This is a genomic window from Ardenticatenales bacterium, assembly GCA_020634515.1.
GTDB lineage: Bacteria > Chloroflexota > Anaerolineae > Promineifilales > Promineifilaceae > JAGVTM01.
Genome location: JACKBL010000003.1, coordinates 590,682 through 612,802, shown reverse-complemented (window position 1 = coordinate 612,802; position 22,121 = coordinate 590,682). Strand labels below are relative to the sequence as shown.

The 22,121-nt window shown below is 60.4% G+C and carries 18 protein-coding genes; 6 read left to right on the top strand and 12 right to left on the bottom strand.

Going from position 1 to position 22,121, the window contains the following annotated elements; translation table 11 throughout:
- Positions 1–48: 48 nt before the first annotated feature.
- From H6650_11300 to H6650_11290, 3 genes are all read right to left on the bottom strand, one after another.
- Complete coding sequence (locus H6650_11300) at positions 49–945, bottom strand: LysR family transcriptional regulator (GenBank protein MCB8952590.1); 897 nt, start codon at positions 943–945, stop codon at positions 49–51.
- A gap of 76 nt (positions 946–1,021) precedes the next feature.
- The gene (locus H6650_11295; protein ID MCB8952589.1) at positions 1,022–1,444 is read right to left on the bottom strand and encodes a hypothetical protein; all 423 of its coding nucleotides are present in this window, start codon (positions 1,442–1,444) and stop codon (positions 1,022–1,024) included.
- 85 nt (positions 1,445–1,529) lie between these two features.
- Positions 1,530–1,901 (bottom strand): DUF971 domain-containing protein, encoded by a 372-nt coding sequence (locus tag H6650_11290; GenBank protein ID MCB8952588.1) that lies wholly within the window; start codon positions 1,899–1,901, stop codon positions 1,530–1,532.
- Positions 1,902–2,156: 255 nt separating this feature from the next.
- On the opposite strand from H6650_11290, the gene H6650_11285 reads away from it, so the two are divergent.
- The 3 genes from H6650_11285 to H6650_11275 are packed head-to-tail and all read left to right on the top strand — an operon-like array spanning position 2,157 to position 5,512.
- Positions 2,157–2,498, top strand: coding sequence for a hypothetical protein (locus H6650_11285; protein MCB8952587.1), 342 nt, complete (start codon positions 2,157–2,159; stop codon positions 2,496–2,498).
- 39 nt (positions 2,499–2,537) lie between these two features.
- Positions 2,538–3,638: a hypothetical protein gene (locus H6650_11280; protein ID MCB8952586.1), complete on the top strand. Its 1,101-nt coding sequence runs from the start codon at positions 2,538–2,540 to the stop codon at positions 3,636–3,638.
- Positions 3,639–3,652: 14 nt separating this feature from the next.
- A complete protein-coding gene (locus H6650_11275) occupies positions 3,653–5,512 on the top strand; it encodes a hypothetical protein (GenBank protein ID MCB8952585.1) in 1,860 nt (619 codons plus the stop codon).
- 162 nt (positions 5,513–5,674) lie between these two features.
- Here H6650_11275 and H6650_11270 read toward each other — a convergent pair whose 3' ends face one another.
- From H6650_11270 to H6650_11235, 8 genes are all read right to left on the bottom strand, one after another.
- The gene (locus tag H6650_11270; protein ID MCB8952584.1) at positions 5,675–6,793 is read right to left on the bottom strand and encodes a succinylglutamate desuccinylase/aspartoacylase family protein; all 1,119 of its coding nucleotides are present in this window, start codon (positions 6,791–6,793) and stop codon (positions 5,675–5,677) included.
- A 23-nt stretch (positions 6,794–6,816) separates the two neighbouring features.
- On the bottom strand, positions 6,817–7,836 hold the full coding sequence (locus H6650_11265) for an ABC transporter ATP-binding protein (protein MCB8952583.1): 1,020 nt from the start codon (positions 7,834–7,836) through the stop codon (positions 6,817–6,819).
- Entirely contained in the window at positions 7,833–8,825 is a 993-nt protein-coding gene (locus H6650_11260) for an ABC transporter ATP-binding protein (GenBank protein ID MCB8952582.1), read from the bottom strand. Before H6650_11260 ends, H6650_11265 begins: the two co-directional genes overlap by 4 nt.
- A gap of 60 nt (positions 8,826–8,885) precedes the next feature.
- Positions 8,886–9,836: an ABC transporter permease gene (locus H6650_11255; GenBank protein MCB8952581.1), complete on the bottom strand. Its 951-nt coding sequence runs from the start codon at positions 9,834–9,836 to the stop codon at positions 8,886–8,888.
- Positions 9,837–9,863: 27 nt separating this feature from the next.
- The gene (locus H6650_11250) at positions 9,864–10,898 is read right to left on the bottom strand and encodes an ABC transporter permease (protein MCB8952580.1); all 1,035 of its coding nucleotides are present in this window, start codon (positions 10,896–10,898) and stop codon (positions 9,864–9,866) included.
- A gap of 62 nt (positions 10,899–10,960) precedes the next feature.
- Positions 10,961–12,679 carry a peptide ABC transporter substrate-binding protein gene (locus H6650_11245; GenBank protein ID MCB8952579.1) on the bottom strand — a complete coding sequence of 573 codons (1,719 nt, stop codon included), beginning with the start codon at positions 12,677–12,679 and terminating at the stop codon, positions 10,961–10,963.
- Positions 12,680–13,098: 419 nt separating this feature from the next.
- A complete protein-coding gene (locus tag H6650_11240) occupies positions 13,099–15,231 on the bottom strand; it encodes a Type 1 glutamine amidotransferase-like domain-containing protein (GenBank protein MCB8952578.1) in 2,133 nt (710 codons plus the stop codon).
- An 80-nt stretch (positions 15,232–15,311) separates the two neighbouring features.
- Entirely contained in the window at positions 15,312–16,010 is a 699-nt protein-coding gene (locus tag H6650_11235; GenBank protein ID MCB8952577.1) for a GntR family transcriptional regulator, read from the bottom strand.
- A 225-nt stretch (positions 16,011–16,235) separates the two neighbouring features.
- Between H6650_11235 and H6650_11230 the strand changes: the two genes are divergently transcribed.
- From H6650_11230 to H6650_11220, 3 genes are all read left to right on the top strand, one after another.
- A complete protein-coding gene (locus tag H6650_11230) occupies positions 16,236–16,907 on the top strand; it encodes a methyltransferase domain-containing protein (protein ID MCB8952576.1) in 672 nt (223 codons plus the stop codon).
- 193 nt (positions 16,908–17,100) lie between these two features.
- Positions 17,101–17,727, top strand: coding sequence for a signal peptidase II (lspA, locus tag H6650_11225; GenBank protein MCB8952575.1), 627 nt, complete (start codon positions 17,101–17,103; stop codon positions 17,725–17,727).
- Between the two features lie 57 nt (positions 17,728–17,784).
- Positions 17,785–18,675, top strand: coding sequence for an RluA family pseudouridine synthase (locus H6650_11220; protein MCB8952574.1), 891 nt, complete (start codon positions 17,785–17,787; stop codon positions 18,673–18,675).
- Positions 18,676–18,702: 27 nt separating this feature from the next.
- On the opposite strand, the gene H6650_11215 is transcribed toward H6650_11220, so the two are convergent.
- Positions 18,703–22,083, bottom strand: coding sequence for a HAMP domain-containing protein (locus H6650_11215; protein ID MCB8952573.1), 3,381 nt, complete (start codon positions 22,081–22,083; stop codon positions 18,703–18,705).
- Between the last annotated feature and the right edge of the window lie 38 nt (positions 22,084–22,121).

The following is a 22,121-nucleotide window of genomic DNA, read 5'->3' as shown; positions in this document are numbered from 1 at the left end:
GCCGACCATACTCATCTTGTGGTTCTGGCCTGCGGGGGGCGTCTTTTGTTACGTGTCGTTCTGGCACACAAACGACCAAAAGGTGTCTTGGGCGACGGTGGCGGGGCGGCGGCTGTTTCGCCCGAAATAAATGGCTCGTTTGAAGGCTACGCCCTGGATGTCGACGGTGGCAACACCGCTGCGCACCACTTTTTCCAGAATGAAACTGGATACAAAACCGGCCCCCAGTCCTTCTTGAACGGCAAGGGCGATGGCTTCCGAGTTGCCCAGGACGAGCAGCGTGTTTAGCCGGTCTACAACGATGCCTGCTTCCGTGAGGGCGGCTTCCACGGTTGTTTGTGTGCCGGATGTGGTCTCACGAAAGATGAAGTTGGCATCATAAAGCTCATCCGGTTCGATGATGCCGCGCCCGGCCCAGGGATGGGAAAGCGGTACGATGAGTTTGATCTGGTCATCGAGAAATGGGAAGAATTCCAGATGCCGGCACGGGAGCTGAATCGAACTGGCTAGGGTGAAATGTACCTCTCCGTCGCACAAACGCGCCAGGGAAGTGCGCTGGGAGCTGACCTGGCACGACACTGTTACGTTGGGGTGCGCACGCAAGAAGCGGGCCAGAAGTTTCGGCAGAATGTATTTGCCTGGCGTTGTGCTGCAGCCTACGCGCAGCTCACCAAACAATTCCCCTTTTAGCGATTGCATTTGCTCTTCGATGTGCATGGAGCGGGTAACGACTTCCCGCGCCAATGGCAGCAGCGCCTGGCCGGCGGCGCTCAATTCCATGCGCCGTCCGGCGCGCACAAAAAGCGGTTGTCCGAGCTGGTTTTCCAGTGAGGTAATATGCTGACTGACGCTGGGTTGGCTCATGTGAAGCTGACGGGCAGCCGCCGTGAAGTTTAGCTTCTCCGCCGCGACAATGAAAACGTTTAGTTGGTGAACATCAAGCATGGTTCACGCGCTCCCCGCAGAAACGGCCAGGCGGCCGTTGTTCCGCGAAATTTTGCATCGTACGCTCGCTTTTGGGTCAGGCTGCCGCGCCGCGCAGGCGTTGCAGCAATTGCTCCACTTCTTCTTTTTTGTCGAGGGGCAGGCGGAAGTCGAATTTGCCGGCACTGCCGCGAATACCCAGTACCAGCCCGTCCCGCTTCTCTTTCAGCGTCACCTCCGCCACCTGCGTTGGCGTGATCACTTTGCTGTGTCTGTTTTCTTGTGCCAACGCATCCAGGTTTGTTTGCGCCAGCCGCGCCTGCCCTTCCGCCACCTTCTTCTCAATGCGGCGATGGGCCGCATTGACGGCCGCTTGCTGCGCAAACCCGCGTGCATTCACCTCATTGCCTGCCGGCCCCGTGTTAATGATATACAGTTTCCCGCTCTGCCAGATGAGGCTGTAGGTGCGGCCATTACGAATCAGACCCGATGGGATGATCGCCCGATCAATCCGTAGCATTCGCGTTCGTAATTATTCAGCCTGGAGATCTTCCCGGAAGCTCAATGTCAAGCCCAAAACGCCTCATTATTCAGAACATTTGGCATCAAAACAGCTTCCGGGAAGGTGATCGTGAATAGTTACTCGCGTTCTCTCCAGTCGGCGGGCACGCTGCCCGTAAGTATTCCCATGTATAGATACCCGTCCAGTGGCCGTCGCTCCACTGGAATTGAATCGCATAAGACCCGACGGCTTGCACGCCTTCTACCGTCAGGTCCGTTGGCGGCGTTTCGTACAGGGCGACGCGGTCCGGCGCGCCGCCCATGTTGGCGTGCCCCCCCTTGCATTCCACGCAGGGGCAGATGGCCCGCAGCCCGTCAAACGGATAACGGCACTCCGGGCCATCATGCCAACGAATGATCATCTCGCGGGCGTTTCGGTCTACTTTTACGTCGGCGGGTTTGGCTGATGCCGGCATTTGCTAATCCCTCATAGTACGATGATTTGCACGCTATCTCGCATCCCATTATAGCCCAGGTCACGCCCAAAATCAGTACTACCATCCAGCTTCCGGGAAGATGGGGGTGAAGCAGCTACCTGGGTTATCCAAAAGAAAAACTTATGGCATGGCATAAGCAATATCTATCGAAAAAACCTATCTTTTGATTGAAATAACAAAACAATTACTTATAATTGAGATTGTAAATTTTTTCACAATTAGAGGATGTGCCCCATGAAGCAATTCAGCAAAGCCCTTGCGAGCATTCTGTTGCTGTTATTGACCGCTTGTGGTCAGAGCGGTCCGGCGTCCGTCGAGGATTATCCTATTGCCGCGGCGACAACAGTCGCCACGGCGACCGTCAACGTGCCCACAGCGACAGCCATGCTCCCCACCGAAACGTCCGTTGCGCCTACGGCGACCACCATCGTGCCCACTGAGGTGCCCACCAACACCCCAACGCCTGAGTCGGTTGCCAGCAACTGCCTGATTTGCCACAGCGACCGGCAGGCACTGGTTGAACTGGCCGCACCAATCGAAGAACCGGAGGAGTCGCTTTCCTCCGGGGTTGGTTGAGGCGGTTCTGTGGCTCCGTTGGAGCCATGGCAAAAGGTATTGATCGATGCCGACGCATTTGGTGAAACCGAACATGGCGAAGTTGCTTGTATCGATTGCCATGACGGTGTAGACACGCCCGACAAAGAGAAAGCCCATGCGAACATGGTCGCCCGGCCCAGCGAAGGCAACGCGCCTGTCTGCGCCGACTGCCATGAAGAGCAGACGGCGACTGCCGCCAACAGCCTGCACATGACACAAGAAGGGTATTGGACGGTTCTGGAGGCGCGGGGGGCGGACCGCGACCATCCCGGTATGCAAGAAATGTTTGGCAACCACTGCGCCAGTTGTCACACGAGCTGTGGCGATTGCCACGTGAGCCAGCCGGCAAGCGTCGGCGGGGGCCTGCTCAATGGCCATGTTTTCACCGCCAAACCGCCGATGACGCGCACCTGTACCGCGTGCCACGGCAGTCGTGTAGGTAATGAGTACATGGGCAAGAATGAAGGCGTGCTGGCGGATGTTCACTTCCGCCAGGGGCGCATGACGTGTATTGATTGCCACGTGGGTGAGCAGATGCATGGCTTGTCCGTTGATGATCCGGCGCAGGCTGATGCACCTCATCGATATGCCGGGGAAGAGACCCCAGGTTGTGAGTCGTGCCATGATCGGGATGATGCCGGCATGGATGATGTGCGCCAGCATCGTTTGCATGGTGATGTACTCTCGTGCCAGGTATGCCACGCGACCGTGTACATCAACTGTGATAGTTGCCATGTGGCGCTGAGTGAAACGGGCGGGACACCGTTTTTCACGACGGACGCGGCGTACTTTACGTTCCTGATCGGTATCAATCCGCTGCAAAGCAGCGACCGCCCCTATGCGTATGTGCCGCTGCGCCATGTACCGGTGGATGCGACGAGTTTTAGTTTTTATGGGGAGGGTTTAATGCCGGCATTTGATAGCCAACCAACCTGGCGCTATGCCACACCTCATAACATTCAGCGGCTGACGCCACAAACGGAAAGCTGCAACAACTGCCACGGCAATCCCGACATCTTCCTGACAATTGACAAAGTAGCGCCCGAAGAATTGGAAGCGAACCAGGCCGTCATCGTGGAAGAGATCCCGGAGGCTCAAGACGAGCCGGAAGAGCCGTGAATAAGGAGAACATCGTGAAATACAAACTGAGAACGCTGCTGATCCTCGTGCTGGTCCTGGGCTTGCTCATTGGTTGCAATCCTGCAGACAGCGCGGACAATACGGTTAACAACGCCGGGGAGGAAACGACCGGGCTTGTCGAAGACACGCCCGTGGCGGAAGCCCCCCCCGCGGAACCACAGAATCTACCGGAACCAACCGCCACCCAACCGCCCCAGCCGACTGCTGTTGAAGAGGTGGAACCCACTGTTACGCCCGAACCAGAAGTACTCAGCGAGGAGGACCTGGACATGGCCTTCGCCGCTTTTCTGGGGCAGATGGTTGCTTACAACACGATTTCGTTGGAAGACACCAATCTGGCGCTGGCCGAAGATCCGCCTCCCTTTTTGCTAGACGTGCGCGATGTTACGGAAGCGGAGGAGAAAGGCCACATCGAAGGTGCCGTTCTCATTCCTCTGCGGGAACTTGGGCGGAATCTGAATTTGCTGCCCGGCTACGATACGCCGATCATCACCTACTGTGGTAGCGGTTGGCGGGCGACTATTGCCATGACGGCCCTGGTTGCCATGGGGTGGGAAGATGTGCAGGTGCTCAAAGATGGCAGCTTTGGTGGCTGGGTAGAAGCCGGCTATCCGGTTGTGGAGGGAGCGCCCGCCCCCGGGCTTGTTCTGGATGTCGTGGAACCGGATGCTGCCATGGTGACGCAGTTTGAAGCGATGCTCAGCAGCATTCCCGAAGGTTGGGGGGCTGTGACGAATGAGGGGCTGAATACGGAGTTGATTGAAGATGCCGGCATCGTACTCATCGACGTGCGCACGGAAGGTGAAGTATCCGAGAAAGGCTACATTGACGCGCCCGAACATGAGCAAATCAATCTGCCATTGGCGGAATTCATCACGCTCAAGGGCGATTGGCCGGCAGCCAAAGACACGCCTATCGTTATCTATTGCGGCAGTGGCCATCGTTCAACCATCGCCACAACCATCCTCTGGACGTATGGCTACACCAACGTGCGCAGTTTGAAGGGTGGCTTCGGCGGTTGGGCCGGCGCCGGTTTTCCCGTTACCCAAGATGTAACCCTGGACGTCGTGTTTGACGATTTCCTGGCAAACATGCAGGCATACAACACGATCAGCCTGGAAGATACAAACGCCGCGCTGCTCGAAGACCCGCCGCCGTTCCTGCTGGACGTTCGTGAAATCTCGGAAGTGAGCGAAAAAGGGTACATTGAAAGCGCGGTCGTGATTCCTTTGCGGGAACTCGCGCAGAACATCGAATACCTGCCCCGCTTCGATACACCCATCATCACCTATTGCGGTTCGGGTTGGCGGGCCACCATTGCCATGACGGCCCTACAAGCCATGGGATGGACCGACGTGCGCGTGATGACGGGCGGCAGCTTTACCGGTTGGGTGGAAGCGGGCTATCCCGTTATTGAGGGGTTGCCGGAAGAAGGACTCCTGCTGGATGTGGCCGCGCCGGAGCCGACCATCCTGGCCCAGATGGACCAGATGCTCAGCCGTATTCCTGAGGGCTGGGGCGTCATTCGCGCGGATGCGCTCAACACCGCGTTGATTGAAAACCCGGACTTGATCTTGATTGACGTACGCCGCGAGGAAGAAGTGGCTGAAAACGGCATTATTGCCGCCGACAACGTACTCACCATTCCGCTGGAATCGTTTATCGCCATGCGGGACCTGTGGCCGGCAGACCCAGATGCCTCAATTGTGACCTACTGTGGTAGTGGACACCGGTCAACCATCGCCATGTCGATCTTGTGGTCGTATGGATTCACCGATGTGTTAAGTCTGAACGGGGGTTTTTCCGGTTGGGTTGAGGCCGGTTATCCTGTTGTCGAATACGTCGCGCCCTAATTCGCTGTCCGCAATGAAATTAGCGGAAATGTGCGGATAGCGGCCATCCACGATAGCGGCTATCTATCCACGATAGCTTGGCAGTAACCGCCCGTAAAAAGTGTGAAGTTGTTTTCGGGCGGTTACTAATCGTCAGTCCATAGCAGTTACTTTGGGCGAACCCTAACGAAAATAGTCATCGGGATAAGGCCCCGTGCGCGCCGACTCATCCGGTACGGCCAGCGTCAGCACGGGGTCTCCCTCGTTGTAATAAATCCCGTGCGTCCGCCCCATCACGAATCCTTTTTGCGTGGCCCGCAGCACCCCATCCCCCAACGGACGCCCCCAAATGTCGCGCACTTCCGCCACCGGCTGCCCCGCTTCCAGTCTGTCGCCTGGCTGCACCAGGTGCAGCAGTACGCATGGCTCCGTGGCGCGCAAAGCGCGGGAGCGGCGCACCGGGTATCCTGTGTCAATGACGGGAATGCCCGTAATGGGTTCCATTTCGCCATCTAACATGCCGGCCCAGCGCATCACGTTGCGCGTTCCCGCCAGACTGGCGCGCACAATGGCCGGGTCCGGCACGCGATCCGTGCCCAGTTCCACCGTAAAGGCGGGAATGCGCCCCACCAGCAGCGCCGCGCCCGATGTGGAGCGGTGCAAATCCTCGTCGATGTAATGCTCCGCCGGGTATTCGTTGATGATGGTGTGTCCATAAGCGCGCAGCATCCCATCCAGGCGGTCGGCCAGAGCTTCCGCTACCTGGCGGTTGGTGGCTGCGTTTTCGTCGGCCCGGTAGAGGACACGGTCGCGGAAGGCGAAGGAAATGGAGCCAATGGAAAAGTTGTGATAGTCGATCAGGTAGTCCGCCGTTTCCTGGATGACGGCGAACAGGTGCGCGAAGGCGCGTTCGACGGCAGAGGGGGGCGGTTTTTCTGGATTGGTTGCCGGCTGCCGCGGGCGACCGTCGGGCCAGAGGCGATTGGGGTTTTGGGAGACGTTGTAGGGCACGTAGCTCATGGTGCGCAGGCCAATGGGGCTGAGGGCGGGCAGGAGCACAAGCGTGCCTTTGAGCCGGCGCGTCAGGTCGGGGGTGAGGAGTTGGTAGAGGATGGTGGGGCCGGTGTGTTCGTTGCCGTGAATGCCGGCACTTAACCACAAACAAGGCCCTTCCTCCACCCCCTGCGCAATCATCACCGGCAAAAACTCCACCTGCCCCGTCGGATGGCGAAAGGCGTCAAACCGGCCATATTGAATCGTGCCCGGCTGCGCCACCGCCGTACCTACACTGATTGGGTCCATTTTCTCTTCCCCGTTGCCGGCATTCAGGCAAGTGGTCTCTGTTTGGGATCTACTTCGTGGCAGGCAACCCAATGCCCCTCCGCCGCCTCGCGCCAGATAGGCGTATGCGTGCGGCAGTGCGCCTGCGCGACCGGGCAGCGCGTGTGAAAACGGCAGCCGCCGGGCGGATTTATCGGGCTGGGCACATCCCCGCTGAGGACAATGCGCTGTCGCTTGCGCGCCACTTTCGGATCAGGGATGGGCACGGCGGAGAGCAGCGCCTGCGTGTACGGGTGCAGCGGATTCTCGTACAAGGCGTCCCGCGGCGCCGTTTCCATCAACACGCCCAGATACATCACGGCCACGCGGTCGCAAATGTGCCGCACCATGCTCAGATCATGGGCAATAAACAGGTACGTCAGCCCAAACTGCGCCTGCAAATCCTCCAGCAGATTCACCACCTGCGCCTGGATGGACACGTCCAGCGCCGAAATCGGCTCGTCGCAGACGATAAAAGCTGGATTGGAGGCCAGCGCCCGCGCCACGCCAATGCGCTGCCGTTGCCCCCCCGAAAATTCGTGTGGGAAGCGATTCACGTACCGCGCACTCAGCCCGACCAACTCCAGCAGTTCTTTCACGCGCTCGGCACGCGCTTTATCATCGGGAATCAGCCTGTGTACGCGCAGCGGCTCTCCCACGATGGCGTTTACCGTCCAGCGCGGATTAAGCGAGGCAAACGGATCCTGGAAGATAATTTGCGCCTGGCGGCGAATGGTCTGCATCGTTTTGCCGTCCGCCCCCACCACATTTAGCCCGCCAATGGTGATTTCGCCGCTGGTAGGTGGATAAAGCCCCAACAACGTGCGCCCCGCCGTGCTTTTGCCGCAGCCGCTCTCGCCCACCAACCCCAATGTCTCGCCGCGAGCGATGTCAAAACTGATGCCGTCTACGGCTCTGACGGAGCCGGCAATGCGTTGGATGATGATGCCCCGCCGGATAGGGAAGTGCTTTTTCAGGTTCCGTACCCGCACCAATGGCGGAGCCTGATCAGGTGAAACGTTCATCGGGCTTCTCCTGTGGTTGGGTCTACCCAGCAGGCGACCCGATGGGTGGGGGATAACGCGCCAAGCGGAGGCATTTCCGTCCAACATTTCTCCAGTGCATATTGGCAGCGGGGAGCAAAAGGGCAGCCGTGCAGCGGCACAAGTAAGTTGGGCGGCACGCCTGGGATGGAAAGAAGCCGACTGTCGCGGCGGCGGTCGGCGCGAGGGAGGGCGGCCAGCAGGGCGTGGGTATATGGGTGTTGGGGCTTGTCGTAGAGGTTGTCTACGTCCGCTTCTTCCACGATTTTGCCGGCATACATCACAATCACCCGATCCGCCATACCCGCCACCACGCCCAGGTCATGCGTAATCCAGATCATGGACATATTCAGCCGCTCCCGCATCCGAATCACCAGGTCTACAATCTGCGCCTGAATCGTCACATCCAGGGCCGTCGTCGGTTCGTCCGCAATCAGCAGCGATGGCTTACAGGCCAGCATCATGGCAATCATCACCCGTTGCCGCATCCCTCCGGAAAACTGGTGCGGATAGCTGCCCAGGCGATGCGCCGCGTCAGGGATACCCACCAATTCCATCAATTCCACGGCTCCCTGCTCCGCCTCTTCTTGTGTATGGCTGAAATGGCGTCGCAGCGCCTCCGTAAGCTGCCGCCGCAGCGTCAAAACCGGATTGAGCGACGTCATTGGGTCCTGGAAGATCATGCCGATCTCCCGCCCGCGTATTTGCTCCAACTCCTCTTCCGACATGCGCAGCAGATCGCGTCCCAGGTAGAGCGCCTGGCCGCTGACAATTTCGCCAGGAGGCATGGGAATCAGGCCCAAAATGGACATCATACTCACTGATTTACCGCAGCCGCTTTCTCCGACGACGGCTACTGCTTCTCCTTTGTGTACGCGGTAGGAAATGCCATTGACCGCGTGTACGGTTCCTTCCGGGGTATGGAAAGCGACCCGTAAATCTTCGACTTCCAGCAGTAGTTCTTTTTGCATCATGAACAGTATCTCCCGCGGCTTGATCACGTTTGCGGTGGCGGGCAGGCACTGTCCACCTTACAGAGGCCGGCTGCGTGGGTCCAGGGCATCGCGTAGTCCATCTCCGACGAAATTGATGCTGAGTACGGTGAGCAAAATGAGCAGACCCGGGAAGAACCAGAGCCAGGGGGCGGTCTCAATGTAATTGGTTGCGCCCGTGATCATATTGCCCCAGGTGGCCGTAGGCGGCTGCACGCCCAGGCCGAGGAAGCTGATGTACGCTTCGGCGATGATCGCCCCGGCCACGCCCAGGGTGGCGGAGACGACGATAGGGGCAACGCTGTTGGGCAGGATGTGGCGGAAAATGATCTGGCCGTTGGGCGTGCCAATGGCGCGGGCGGCCAGCACAAACTCGTTTTCTTTCAGCGATAGGAATTCGGCGCGCACGATGCGCGCCAGGTAGGGCCAACTCGTGAGGCCAATGATCAGGATGATGACGATGACGCTGCCGCTGAAGGTTCGCCCCAGAAATTGCACATCGGGGATTTTGCCGCCGAAGAACTTGGCCATGACCAGCAGCAGGAAAAGGGAGGGAATCGTGAGCACGGCTTCCGTGAAACGCATGAGCAGGCTGTCGATCAACCCGCCATAGTAGCCGGCGACGGCCCCAATAAGGATGCCAATGACGGTTTCCACGAGCACGGCCATGAGGCCGATGAGGAGGGAGATCTGACCGCCATAGATGGTGCGGGCGACAATGTCGCGCCCGATGGTGTCCGTGCCGAAGGGGTGGGCGGCGGAGGGCGCGGCCAGGCGCAGACCCGTGTCCGTGAAGTTGGCGTACTGTTCGCTGAGGATGAGGGCGCCGCCAAAGGAGTAGAGAAAGAGGAGGATGAGGACGATGCCGCCAAAAATCGCCATTTTGTGGCGGCGGAAACGCAACCAGGTCATGCGACCAAGCGAAAGCGGCGGCGCTTCCAGTTGTTCTACGGCGGGACGGTTGACGAGGGGCGTGTCCAGCGCACTCATGGGCATTCTCCTGCTAACGGATGCTCGTTAATCATAGCGGATGCGCGGGTCGAGAAGGGCGTAGGCAATGTCCGTGAGAATTTGGAAGAAGATGACGGCGATGGCGAGGAGGACGAGGATGCCCATGACGACGGGGGAATCGGAGCGGGAGAGGTGGTCGAGGAAGAGCCGCCCCATGCCCGGCCAGGCGAAGATGCGTTCGGTGACGACGGCTCCGGCAAGCAGGAAGGGCAGGTCGAGGCCAATGATGGTGACGATGGGCAGGGAGGCGTTCTTGAGGGCGTGCGTGAAGATGACGGTGTTGTTGTCCAGGCCTTTGGCGCGAGCGGTGCGGATGTAGTCCTGGCCGATGACTTCCAGCATGGTGCCGCGGATGTAGCGGCTGTAGCCGGCGATGCTGAGGAAGGCGATGCTGGAAACGGGCAGGATCATGTGCAGGATGATCTGGCCGGCGGTTTTGCCAATGCGGGGGTCGAACATGCCGACTGCCGGCAAATGCGGCAGCCCCCACCGTTGAAACAAAACCGCAAAAATGTAGATGGACATCAGCGCCACAAAGAAAATGGGCATGGACAAACCCACAAACGAAATCGTCGTTACCAGGTTATCCATGCGTGAGTATTGATGCAGGGCGGAATAGATGCCAATGATCAGGGCGGCAGCCACGATAAGGACCTGCGCGGGGATCATCAAAAGTAGCGTATTGGGGATACGCTCCCAGATGATTTGCATGGCGGGCTTGCCGCGATTGACCAGAGACGTACCAAAGTCGCCGCGGAGAACACCGTGGCGCGTGCCCGGCGTCTCCGGGATACCATCGCCATCCAGATCGATTTTGGTCCAGTCGTTGCCGATTAGCCAGAAGAGGTACTGTTTGTAAATTGGCTGGTCAAGACCAAGCTGGCGCGTGAGGCGCTCACGGTCGGCGGTGCGGGTGGGTTGGCGTCCGCCGAGCGTGGCCAGCGGGTCGCCCATGTTTTGCAACAGCACGAAGAGGATAACGCTGATCACAAAAAGGAGGGGAAGCGCCTGTAGGAGGCGGCGTATGACATACCGGGTCATGGGGACCTCCATGGTGCGGCGCACTTCCGAAAAGTGCGCCGCACCTGCGTTCGCTGCCGCAATTACGGCTGCATATCCCAGTTGGCGATGTCGTAGAACGGTGTGGCGCCGGACAACTTCACGTTGGTGAGTCGCCCGCTGACAGCCCAGATGTCCGGGTCTTGCCAGATGCCCAGCCAGTAGATTTTCTCAAACATCATGTCCGAGATTTGGCGGAAGGTGGCCTGCCGTTCGTTGAAGTCCACCTGTGTCTTTTGCAGTTGGAACAGCGCATCCAGTTCCGGATCGCATAGGGCCTGGTCATTGACGCCGTTGGGCGACTCGTCGCTGGCGATTTCGCTGCACAACCAGTAGCTGGTATCCGGGTCGGGGAAGGAGGGAGAGTTGGAGGATTCGCAGATGTCCAGTTCACCGGTGGCGCAGGGGCCGCCTTCGCCATAGCTGGCGAAGTAGATGTCTGACTCGTAGTTGCGAATGTCCAGACCGACGCCGATTTCGGCTAACTGCTGCTGCGCCACGGCCTGGGTGTCCTGGCGAATTTCGCGGGTGGTTGTGCCGTGAATCAGTACCAGTTCTACGCCGTCTTTGTCGCGCGTGCCGTCTCCGTTGCTATCTACCCAACCGGCATCGTCGAGCAGCTTGCGCGCCTGGTCTGGGTCGTAGGGCCACGGCTCCAGGGCGGGATCGGCGAAGGGGGTGCCGTCCCAGAAAGTGACGGCGGGTTGGGTGAGGCCGAGGAGGAGGTCCTGGTTCAGTTTGAAGCGGTCAAAGCCCATGGCGATGGCCTGGCGTACGCGCACGTCTTGCAGGGCCGGGTTAGCCGTGTCCCGGAAGTTCATGAACCAGCCTTCGTTGTAGCCGGAGACGACGGAGAGGATTTGCACGCCGGCGTCTTCGAGGGTGGGTACATCGGAGTAGGCGATGAAGGTTCCCAGGTCGCCGTCGCCGGTACGCAAGGCCGCGACTTGGGAGGCGTCATCGGGGACGAAGCGGATGAAGATTTCGTCGATGTTGGGGGGGGCGTTGTAATAGTTCTCGTTGCGCACGAAGCGGGCGAAGCTGCCGGATTCCCATTCGACGAAGCGGTAAGGGCCGGCGCTGACGGTGGGGGCGGCGTTCCAGTCGGCGGTGTCCAGGGTTCCTTCTGCTTCATAGACGGGACGAAGGACGTGTGCCGGCAAAAGATACGTCCACAACGTCGCGGCCCAGGGTACGAACGGCTCCTTGAACGTCGTCACCACCGTCTGGGCATCGGGCGCTTCCACGCTTTCAATCAGGTCATACGGATAGGTGGACACCACCAGGTTCTTGGGATCAATGCTCATCTGGTAGGTGAATACGAAATCGTCCGACGTGATGGGTTCCCCATCATTCCAGACAATATCATCCCGCAACATAAGCGTGATCACGCGCCCATCGGTTGAGATGCCGCCGTTGTCCGTCGAGGGTATCTCCGTGACCAAAACGGGATGCGGATTGTTCTGGTCGTCGAAGTTCCAGGCGGATGCGTTCCAGATTGGCTGTGTGATGGCCGAGAACCACATGCTGCTGTAGATGGGGTTTAGAGAGTCAAACTCCTGGGTGAAGATGAACGTGGCGACTTTGCGCGCGGCTTCCGTTGCCGCCGGCTGCACGCCGGTTGTTTCTTCGCCTGTGGTCGTTTCCTGGTCCGTTTCCGCGCCGGGGGCCTCGGTTGTGCCGCCGCAGGCGATCAGCGCCATGGCGCCGATGAGCAACAGGGCAATCAGGACAAACAACTTATTTTTCCTATTTTTGGACATGGTCTCTTCTCCTTCGAAAATGTAGGGCGATTTTCCAAATCGCCCGCCCGATTTGGAAAATTGGGCTACGACGGCACATCATTTTCATTCATGGTGGTCGGCGACAGCCGGTGAAGTCTCCTGCGAAATCAGTTGTTCATTGTTGAATCTTCTGAAAAAAGGCCAAAAACCGGGTTTTTACACATGAACCTCTCTGGTAATTTCCGCCGGACAATCGAAAAACCCGGTTTTTTCAGTGATTCCCGGAAGCTTGATTTCCGGCCCCAAGCGTCTCATCATTCAAGTCATCTAGCATCAAACCAACTTCCGGGAAGGTGGTCGTGAATAGTGGCGTTGTCAGTTGGTAACTGCTAACGCTCTCTGGAGATTGGACCAATTTTCTCCGGTGAAAATTGGTCCAATCTAGCCTGGCAGTTATGTCAGTTGTTGGTTATTGGTTGGAGGACGCCAGACCAGACGCCGCGCCCGCCTGACCCGTCGGTGCAGATTTGAAGGCCGGATATGCTGCCGCCCACGTCGAGCCGGGCCAGGCGCAGGGCCTCACAGTCCTGGTTAAGGCCGTGTCGCAGCCAGAGAAGGGCGTTCGGCTGACTGTAGCCCCAGTTGCCATCATGCCCATCCTGGTCAACAAACGTGCCGTCTGGAGCCAGGTAGAAGATGCCGTCGCCTGTTTCGCCGTTGTTCCAAAGGTAGTGGAAATTGATGGAGAGGGTGGCGTGGTTGTGGGGGCAGGCGGTGTCGGCGAGGACGTCGTTGCCGGCATATGTGTCCACAAACAACCATGTCGCCGCCCACGCATTATTGCTGCCGCTGCCCAGCACATGCGCGAAACGCCCATCAACGGCAAGGACGGCTCCATCCCCCAGGAAACGGGCCGCTTGCGGTGTCACCTCTATGGCCGATCCCCGCTGGATGCCAAAAGCGACCGCCGTGGGGTGCGTAACGGCATGGCTCACCAGGCGACCATAGAGGTAGTCGTAGGACACGCGCGGCTCGAAGACCGCATCTGGCAACAGGGCCAAACCGGGCGTAATGGCGATATGGTCGGCCAGGAAACTCTCACTGGCCTGGATTTCCACTTCTTCCTGAGTCAGGGGTGTTGGCTCCGCGCTCATCCAGCCCCCCACGGCAGCCGCCGCGGCATTATCAAACAGCATGGGAACGCCTGCTTGCCATCGCTGCGCCAGCAGATCGTCAATACCAAAGCTGGTCAAGGCTGCCACCTGGTCGGCCATGATGACCTGATCGTCCCCGGTGATGAAGAGGGCCGTGGCCGCTGCCAACTGCGCGGCCAGCGTCTCTAAATCCGTATTATGCACTAAAATTGCCGTTTGTACATTGTCCACGCCCAGACTCATCAAATCTGATTTCCATAGCAGGGCTTCCGCCAGCGCGTCCCCGGCATGGGCAAAACCGGCCGCTAATATCAGCGTCGGACCGCCGGTGGCTTGCGCTTGCGCGGCGAAACGCTGTGTGACGACGCCCACGGGATCGGTTCCCAGGTCGCCCGTTATTAGCAGAGGGGCCGCCGTGGCCGTGGGCGCGCAAACCAGGGCCAGGTTGCGCGCCTGGATGTCCGGCAGCATCGGGTCTATCTGGCCGTTGACGATGGGGCGGCGCTGACCGAAATCATAACCGTAACCGCCGGGGGGCAGCACGTGCAGCGCCGTGTTGCGCATAGCAAGCGTGTGGTGAGGACCAACATAACTGGCGGCATCCGCCGCGCCATAGCTTTCCAGGTCCGCCACCAGCGCCACATATGCGCCGGCGATGTTGCTGATGATCTGGCCGTCGTCGATAACGGCGCCTGTACCCCAATCGACGCCCATCCCGATACGGCTGTTTGTGGGTAGCCGCTGCGCCGCTTGCAGCAGCCGCGGCAGCCGTCCGCGTTCCAGCACATGCTGCTCAATCACGCTTTCTTGCAGGCCGAAGCGCAGCCCGCGAAAGCTGCTGCCAATGGGGTCGTACCACAGTTCCACCGAACCATATTCCAGACCGTTCCAGGCGTTGTTGTTCCCCGTGTAGCCGGCGATCATGTAGCGGGATTGTATGCCTGCGCCGGCGCTGTTGCCGCCAATGGGCGCGCCGACCATGTACAGGAGTTCGAGCGCATCTTCGGCGGGGGTGTTTGCCAGCACCTGCATGGTGACGGTCTGGTCGCCGCCGACGATGTAGACGCCATCCACGGTGGCGTCTAGCAGGGCGACTTTGGCCTGATCGAAGGCGTCGCTGCGTACCTGGATGTCGGGGACGAGGATGGCGCACGTGGTCGGGGGCGTCACTTGCGCCTGGCAGGCGGCCAGTACCTGGTCGGCGCGGGTGAGGGCGGTGTTGTAGTTATCCTGGCGTTCGGCGGGAGAAATCCAGAAGGGATCGGAGGCGTAGGGGGTGGGGAGGAGGCGAAGTTGGACGACGCTGTCGCTGTTGCCGGCAGCGGCCCGGGCGGCGAACAGTTCCAGCGTAGCGGTTTCGTAGCCCGCGCCGATGGGGATGAGGGTGGTGGGGGTGATGGCGCGGGCGACGGCGTGAGGTAGGAGGATGCTCAGCATGAGTACGATGCTGAGTACGACACAAAGATGAAGGGCTTTCCGGTGGGGATGGGAAATGAAGAGACGCATGGAACCTCGCATCAGGGTTGTGTGGGGGTGTTCTGCAGGGCGGTGATGAGTTGAATGCCGGCATTTTCAATATGCCGCCGCATGGCCTCTTCTGCCGCCGCTCCGTCGCCCGCGGTCAAGGCATCCAGAATGGCCGCATGTTCTCGCTCGTCGCGCAGGTCGCGTTCCGGGAGGGATTGGGAGGCAGTCTGGGCGAAATTGCTCCACAACATCGTGGGCAGCGTATCCCACATTTGCTTCAGCACCCGGATCAGATAGCCGCGGCGGCTGGCCGTAAACACGCTTTCGTGAAAACGGCGATTGAGCTGGCGATAGACCGCGAGCTGTTCGGGGGCACGGTTTTGCCGCATTTCCGCCAGCAGTTGTGCCAGTTGCCTCAATTCCTCCGGCGTGATGATGCCGGCAGCGGTGCGCGCGGCCAGTCCTTCCAAAAAGGCACGGTGCAGATAGATGTCCGCGATTTCATCTGGGGCGTAGGCGATGACGCGCACGCCACGGTAGGGAAGATGCTCCACCAGCCCTTCGGCGGCCAGTTCCTTCAGCGCCTCGCGTACGGGCATCTGGCTTACCCCTAACTGTTGCGCCAGCTTCTTCTGCCGCAGCCATTCACCCGGTCGATACACGCCATTGAGGATGTCGGCGCGCAACCGTGCGGAGACTTTCTGCTGTAGTTGCTGGTGCGAAACAATCGCGGCGGGGACATCTGTCATGAACGACTGACTCCAAAGAGCATCTGATATTTGATATTTGATATAATTTTGGCACTGGTTACAGGGTAGCACACGCGACGAAGGCTGTCAAGCTATGTGGCGCCCCAGAGTGCGCGGCGTTCTTGTTGACACCGTCGTTTTTGTGGGGCGAATGCTGTCCCGCGCGAGGGCGCTGCTTGCCTGGCGCACCTGTATGCGCCCCGGCTTTGCGGTACAATTCAGGGTATGGTTATTCGTTGGTGGCGTCGGGGGGTGCGGGCGGGTTTTCGCCTGCTGTACAATGAACTGGCCTGGACGTATGATGGGGTCAGTTGGCTTGTTTCGTTGGGAGAGTGGCGGGCGTGGCAGGCGGCGGGGTTGGCGTTTTTGCCGGCATCTTCCCCCACCCCTCCCCGCATCCTCGAACTGGCGCACGGTCCGGGACATATGCTGGTAGCCCTGCGCCGCGTCGGATTTGCGCCCGTGGGCGTGGACCTTTCCCCCTTCATGGGGCGATTGGCACGGCAACGCCTGCGGCGCGCCGGCCTCCCTTCACCCCTGATCCGGGCGTCGGCGCTGGCACTGCCCTTCGCCGACCACAGCTTCGACCACATCCTGGCGACTTTCCCCACCGACTTCATCACGCAGCGGGAGGCGTCAACGCAGCTTTGGCGGCTGCTGCGCCCCGGCGGGCGCCTGGTGATTGTGCCCCAGGCGCAGTTTCGCGGGCGCGGCGTCCTGGTGCGGCTGCTGGCCTGCCTGTACGCGATCACAGGGCAGCGGCTGGCGGTGACGTCAGCCGCCGTCAGTCCGTGGCTGGCACTGGAAGCGGCGGGCTTCCGCGTGCGCGAGGAGCATGTATCGCTGCCGCGCAGCGTGGTCCTGGTGGTCGTGGCGGAGAAGTTCCCTTACAATTAAGGGTGCATCCGTAAGATTGACTCTACTGAAAAAAGGCCAAAAACCGGGTTTTTGCACATGAACCACTCTGGTAATTTTTGCCGGACAATCAAAAAACCCGGTTTTTTCAGTGAGCTCAAGAATGAACCCATCTGAACTAACAACCGCGAGCAAGCACTTACCGCTTGTGCTTGACTCGCTTTGTGAGACTTCCATGACACAATCTCGAAATGCAGCCAAGCAAACCGTGCCCCTGGTACAGCAGTTGTTCGTTTTCCTGGTGGCGGCGGTTGTCATTGCTCTGGATCAGTTTAGCAAAGCCATCGTAGAGGCGCGGATGCCGCTGAATACAACCTACGCGCCGATTCCCTCGCTGGAGGCGTTCTTCCGTATCACGCACGTGAGCAACACAGGCGCAGCGTTTGGCCTGTTCGCGCAGGGCAGCATGGTGTTCACCATCGTGGCCATCGTGGTTTCGTTGGTGATCGTTTTCTACAGCTTTAGCCTGCCACCGGGTCTCCTGCCATTACGTCTGGCGCTTGGTTTGCAGATGGGGGGGGCGCTGGGTAATCTCATTGACCGTTTCCGCCTGGGGCATGTCACGGATTTTCTTGATTTTGGTCCCTGGCCGGTGTTTAACGTGGCGGATACGTCTATCGTGGCCGGGGTGGCGATTCTGGCGGTGCTGATGCTGTTGGAACAGCGGCGGGAGGCGGTGGCCAACGCGGCCGCGCGCCAGGATGAACCGCAGGGGGAACCACCGGAAGGGGGAGAGCGGGATTTGAGCGCGATGGTGTTGCCTTCCTCGGGCTACGAAGAGGTTAATGGGCGCGAGAGTTAGCGCGACTGCTCCAGGGCGGAATTGAGGTTGCTTGTGCGGGAATTGACGTTGGCGTTGATGGCGGAAGGGGACCGGATTGACCGGGCGCTGGCGGCGGCGTGGCCGGAGTTGTCCCGGGCGCAGTGGCAGCGGTTGATTGGGGAGGGGTTGGTGCGCGTTGCCGGCATTTCCGTGAAAGCCAGTTATCGCGTCAGCAGCGGCGACATCGTCTCCGCCACCATTCCTGATCCGACGCCCACCCTCCTCCAACCCGAACCCATCCCCCTGGACATTCGCTACGAAGACGACGACCTGATCGTGGTGAACAAACCTGCCGGCATGGTCGTCCACCCCGGCAGCGGACACGAAACGGGCACGCTCGTCCACGCCGTGCTGGCCCACTGCCCCGACCTGCCCGGCATCGGCGGCGAAATTCGCCCCGGCGTCATCCATCGGCTGGACAAGGACACGTCCGGCCTGGTGATCATGGCCAAGAACGAGCGGGCGCTGCGTTACGTGCAGGGGCAATTCAAGGCGCGCACCGTGGAGAAGATGTATCTGGCGCTGGTGGAGGGGCGGTTGCAGCCGCCGCGGGCGCTGATTGACGCGCCTATTGGCCGCGACCCGGCGGAGCGCAAGCGGATGAAGGTGATTGAGACGGAGCAGGGGCGGAAGCGGGATGCGCGCACGCAGGTGGAAACGGTGACGGCCTACGCGGATTACACGCTGGTGGCCTGCAAGCCGATCACGGGGCGCACGCACCAGATTCGCGTGCATCTGGCTTACATGGGCTTCCCTATCGTTGGCGACCGTATCTATGGTCGGCGCAAACAGCGGCTACTGCTGTCACGCCACTTTTTGCACGCCTATCGCATTGTGTTCCGGCGGCCATCGGATCGGGATGTGGTGTCGTTGGAGGCGGAAATGCCGGCAGAACTGCAAACCATCCTCGATCAACTCACGCCATAACCCCTTGTCCTTTTGCCTGCGGCAGGCTCAGGCAACGGACGCAAGGCGCACCGGCAGCGCCAGGAAAAACGTACTCCCCTCGCCCAACGTACTCTCGCACCACACCCGCCCGCCATGCCGCTCGGCAATTGAATGCACAATCGCCAGTCCCAATCCTGACCCCTTCACCCGTTCCGTGCGCCGTTCCTTGATGCGGAAGAACTTCTCAAACAAGTGCGCCTGATCCTGGCGGCTGATGCCCGGCCCCCGGTCCCGCACACTCACGATCACTTCCTCCCCAACTTGTGCGGCCCGGATCACCACCGCACCGGACTGGGGCGCATATTTGATTGTGTTGCCCACCAGGTTGGAAAGCGCCTGGCGAATCAAGCCGGCATCTCCGTGCAGCGGCGGTAGTTTGGCCGGAATCTCCACCACGTAGTTCAGCCCAGCCTCCGCCGCCGGCGTTTCATAATCCCGTACGATGGCCTGAATAAGTTGCTCCACGTCCACATCCGAGAGCACCAGGTCCACGCCCGCCTCAATGCGCCCCAGGTCCAGCAGATTATTCACGAGCACGGTCATCTGCTCAATGCCGGCCTTAATCTTGGTTGCGTACACCTGTTGCTGCTCATTCAAATCCCCCACCATGGGCAGCATGGTCGCATACCCCTGCATAAACGTCAGCGGGCTGCGCAAATCGTGCGACACCGTCTGCACGAATTCCGATTTCAGCCGGTCTACTTCCTTCAACGTCGTGATGTCGTGCAGCACCACCACGCGCCCCATTACCTGCCCGCTGTTGCTGATGATGGTGGCGGCGTTGGCGTACCACGTGTTGCCACTCTCCGTCTCAATTTCCATCTGGCGCGACCGATCAATGGGTTCCGTCAGCAGTTCGCGCAGGCGGGGCAGTTGGATCACGCGGCGGACAGGCTGGTTGATGGTGTTCGCCACGGGCAAAGCAAAGGCGCGCTCCATGGCCGGATTGACCAGCAGCACCCGTTCTGTCTGGTCGGTGACGATCACGGCGTCGCTGGTGCTGGCGAGGACGGCGGCCAGGCGGCGGCGTCCGCCTTCGGCGCTGGCGAAGAGAAAGCCGTTGATGACTTGCACGGCTGCCAGGCCGGCAAGTGTGTGCAGCAAGTTCAATTCGCTTTCGGCAAATTGGCGCGGCTGCCGGTAGCCGAGGACGAGGACGCCCTGGAAGCGGCTGCCGCCGCGGATGGGAATGGCGATAAGGCCGCCAAGCGGGCCGCCAAGCGGGCCGCCAAGCGGGCCGCCGAGCGGGCCGCCGAGCGGGCCGCCGAGCGGGCCGCGAAGTGGTCCGCCCGGTGGGGGCGGCTGGTCAGTGGGCAGGGTGAGCGCCGCCTGGATCTCTGCCGCGGAGGAGAAGCGTTGTTCGCCGTGTTGCCGTGTCAGGCTCATGAGTTGGCGGTCGTAGGCGGCCATGTCGGCAGCGGCGGGGCCTTCGCCAAAGGTGAGGGGGTGGGGGTGATTGGGGTTGAGGACGACAATGCGCACGCCGGCGGCCCCTGTACCGCGGATGGCTCCCTGGAGAAGTGCCGGCATTCCCGCCCGAATGTCAATATGTGCCGCCACATCCTGGCTCACGCCCAGCAGCAGCGACAACTCATCCAGCCGTTTTTGCAGCGAACGCTGCATTTGTTCAAACGCCCGACCCAACTGCCCAATCTCATCCTCCCCCTTCACCGTCACGGAAGTATCCAGATTGCCGGCGGCGATGTCGCCCGCGGCCTGTCCCAGTTTGCCCAAAGGTTGCGTGATGCTGCGCGATAAATAGATCAGGTTGATGGCAAACAAAGCGGCGGCCAGCAGTAAGACACTGGCCATCGGCGCGGAGATGGTCAGCGCCAGCCCTAACACGACTTCGTAGGGCACGGCCGTGACCACCGTCCACGGATGATCTTGACCGGTGACGTAGACCACGAGTTCGCGGGCGTTGGTTTGCGCCGCCCGCCCTTCGTACGTGAAGGCGGCGGCGGTGTCGTTCACCGGGCGCGGGCCGCTGATAGGCGCTTTCCAGATCGTCAGCAGGTTTTCGGCCCGCGGATGGGCGATAATCTGTCCGGCGCTGTCCACCAGGAATCCGATGCCTTCGCCCCGCGTTCCTTGCAATCCTGCGATGAGGGTCATGAGGGATGTTTCCGGCGCGCGCCCGATCAGGGCAGCCTGTGGCTGGCCGTCACTGCCGGGTACGGGGACGATGAAACTGATCGTATAGCCGTCTACGGCCGTCACCTGGGCGGCGCTGGTGAGGAAGGCACGGGTGCTGATGGCCTCGGCCACGGCTGCCCGTTCCAGGCTGGTGAGCAACGGATTGGTCGCATCGTTGGGGTAGGCGGCGCGCACCGTGGCCTGGCTGTCCGCCAGTATCACGCGGCGGTATAAGGGGCCGCTGCGGAAGAGCTGACGCAGCGTTTGGGTCTGCGTGGCGGCATCGGCAGTGAGCCAATCCGGTTCCTGGCTATATTGCACGAGCAAATTTTGCCGCTGAGCGAGGAAGTCGGGGATGGTGCTGGAGACGGTTTGCGCGTTGTAAGCCATTTGATTGAGAACCAGCCGTTGCGAAACCAGCACCGCCACGTTGTAGACGACGATCAGGAGGAGAAAGATGAGGATGAGGGCGAAGAGGAAGAAGTTGCCGAGCAGACGCCAGCGCAGGCTGCGGCTTTGGGGAGAGGGGCGACTGGGTGCGGGCGGCGGCAGGAGCCGTGGGAGTCCGACGAGGAGGAGCGTGACGGCGAGGCTGCTGAGGATGGCTTCCAGCAGCAGGGGGGGCAGGTATGTCCAGGCGGTGGAGAGAGCGAGATCGAAGGCGGAGAGGGAGGTGGTGTTGGGAGCAATGTAGGCGAAGGTGGCGGGGGCGATGAGCAGGGCCGTCAAGAGGAGCGTCAGCGGTCCGCTGACGAGGGGGCGGCGCAGCCAGGCGTAGAATCGACCGGTGTAGGGTTGCCGGCATGTCCAACTGAGGAAAATGCCGGCAAACGCAAAATGAAAGGGAGTGAGGACCTGATGCGTTTGCCACAAGGCCCGCCCCAGCCCGCTAAAAAAACCGACCAGCAGTGCCGCGGTCGGGTTTAGCGTGATGGCCGCCAGGAGAATGGGGATAAGGCCAAACGGCGTGCCGGTGGCGGTGGCGCTTTGCAGGGTATCGGAGAGGGCAAAGGGGGCGCGGGTGGCAAAGCTGAAGGTGAAAGTCTGGCTCAGGAGAAGGGAGGCCAGCGCCAGCAGCAAGGTCCAAAGCCAACGGCGGCCGCCGCGCAGTTGCCGCCAGTCGGCGCGATGGTTTACCAGCAACGCGCCGAACGCGAGAAGGTACAACGCCAGGAGAAAATAACCAATGAGTGGACGTTGTGGCAGGACGATTTGTGGTGTCGCGTTTGCCCCCCACAGGTCAAATGGCATAGAAACCCCTTCTTCCTTCCATAACGCGAAATACAGAG

Bases quoted from the DNA above. Each gene is read 5' to 3' on its own strand.
- H6650_11300 (MCB8952590.1), bottom strand. From the start codon at position 945: ATGCTTGATGTTCACCAACTAAACGTTTTCATTGTCGCGGCGGAGAAG.
- H6650_11295 (MCB8952589.1), bottom strand. From the start codon at position 1,444: ATGCTACGGATTGATCGGGCGATCATCCCATCGGGTCTGATTCGTAAT.
- H6650_11290 (MCB8952588.1), bottom strand. From the start codon at position 1,901: ATGCCGGCATCAGCCAAACCCGCCGACGTAAAAGTAGACCGAAACGCC.
- H6650_11285 (MCB8952587.1), top strand. From the start codon at position 2,157: ATGAAGCAATTCAGCAAAGCCCTTGCGAGCATTCTGTTGCTGTTATTG.
- H6650_11270 (MCB8952584.1), bottom strand. From the start codon at position 6,793: ATGGACCCAATCAGTGTAGGTACGGCGGTGGCGCAGCCGGGCACGATT.
- H6650_11265 (MCB8952583.1), bottom strand. From the start codon at position 7,836: ATGAACGTTTCACCTGATCAGGCTCCGCCATTGGTGCGGGTACGGAAC.
- H6650_11260 (MCB8952582.1), bottom strand. From the start codon at position 8,825: ATGCAAAAAGAACTACTGCTGGAAGTCGAAGATTTACGGGTCGCTTTC.
- H6650_11255 (MCB8952581.1), bottom strand. From the start codon at position 9,836: ATGAGTGCGCTGGACACGCCCCTCGTCAACCGTCCCGCCGTAGAACAA.
- H6650_11250 (MCB8952580.1), bottom strand. From the start codon at position 10,898: ATGACCCGGTATGTCATACGCCGCCTCCTACAGGCGCTTCCCCTCCTT.
- H6650_11245 (MCB8952579.1), bottom strand. From the start codon at position 12,679: ATGTCCAAAAATAGGAAAAATAAGTTGTTTGTCCTGATTGCCCTGTTG.
- H6650_11240 (MCB8952578.1), bottom strand. From the start codon at position 15,231: ATGCTGAGCATCCTCCTACCTCACGCCGTCGCCCGCGCCATCACCCCC.
- H6650_11235 (MCB8952577.1), bottom strand. From the start codon at position 16,010: ATGACAGATGTCCCCGCCGCGATTGTTTCGCACCAGCAACTACAGCAG.
- H6650_11230 (MCB8952576.1), top strand. From the start codon at position 16,236: ATGGTTATTCGTTGGTGGCGTCGGGGGGTGCGGGCGGGTTTTCGCCTG.
- lspA (MCB8952575.1), top strand. From the start codon at position 17,101: ATGACACAATCTCGAAATGCAGCCAAGCAAACCGTGCCCCTGGTACAG.
- H6650_11220 (MCB8952574.1), top strand. From the start codon at position 17,785: ATGGCGGAAGGGGACCGGATTGACCGGGCGCTGGCGGCGGCGTGGCCG.
- H6650_11215 (MCB8952573.1), bottom strand. From the start codon at position 22,083: ATGCCATTTGACCTGTGGGGGGCAAACGCGACACCACAAATCGTCCTG.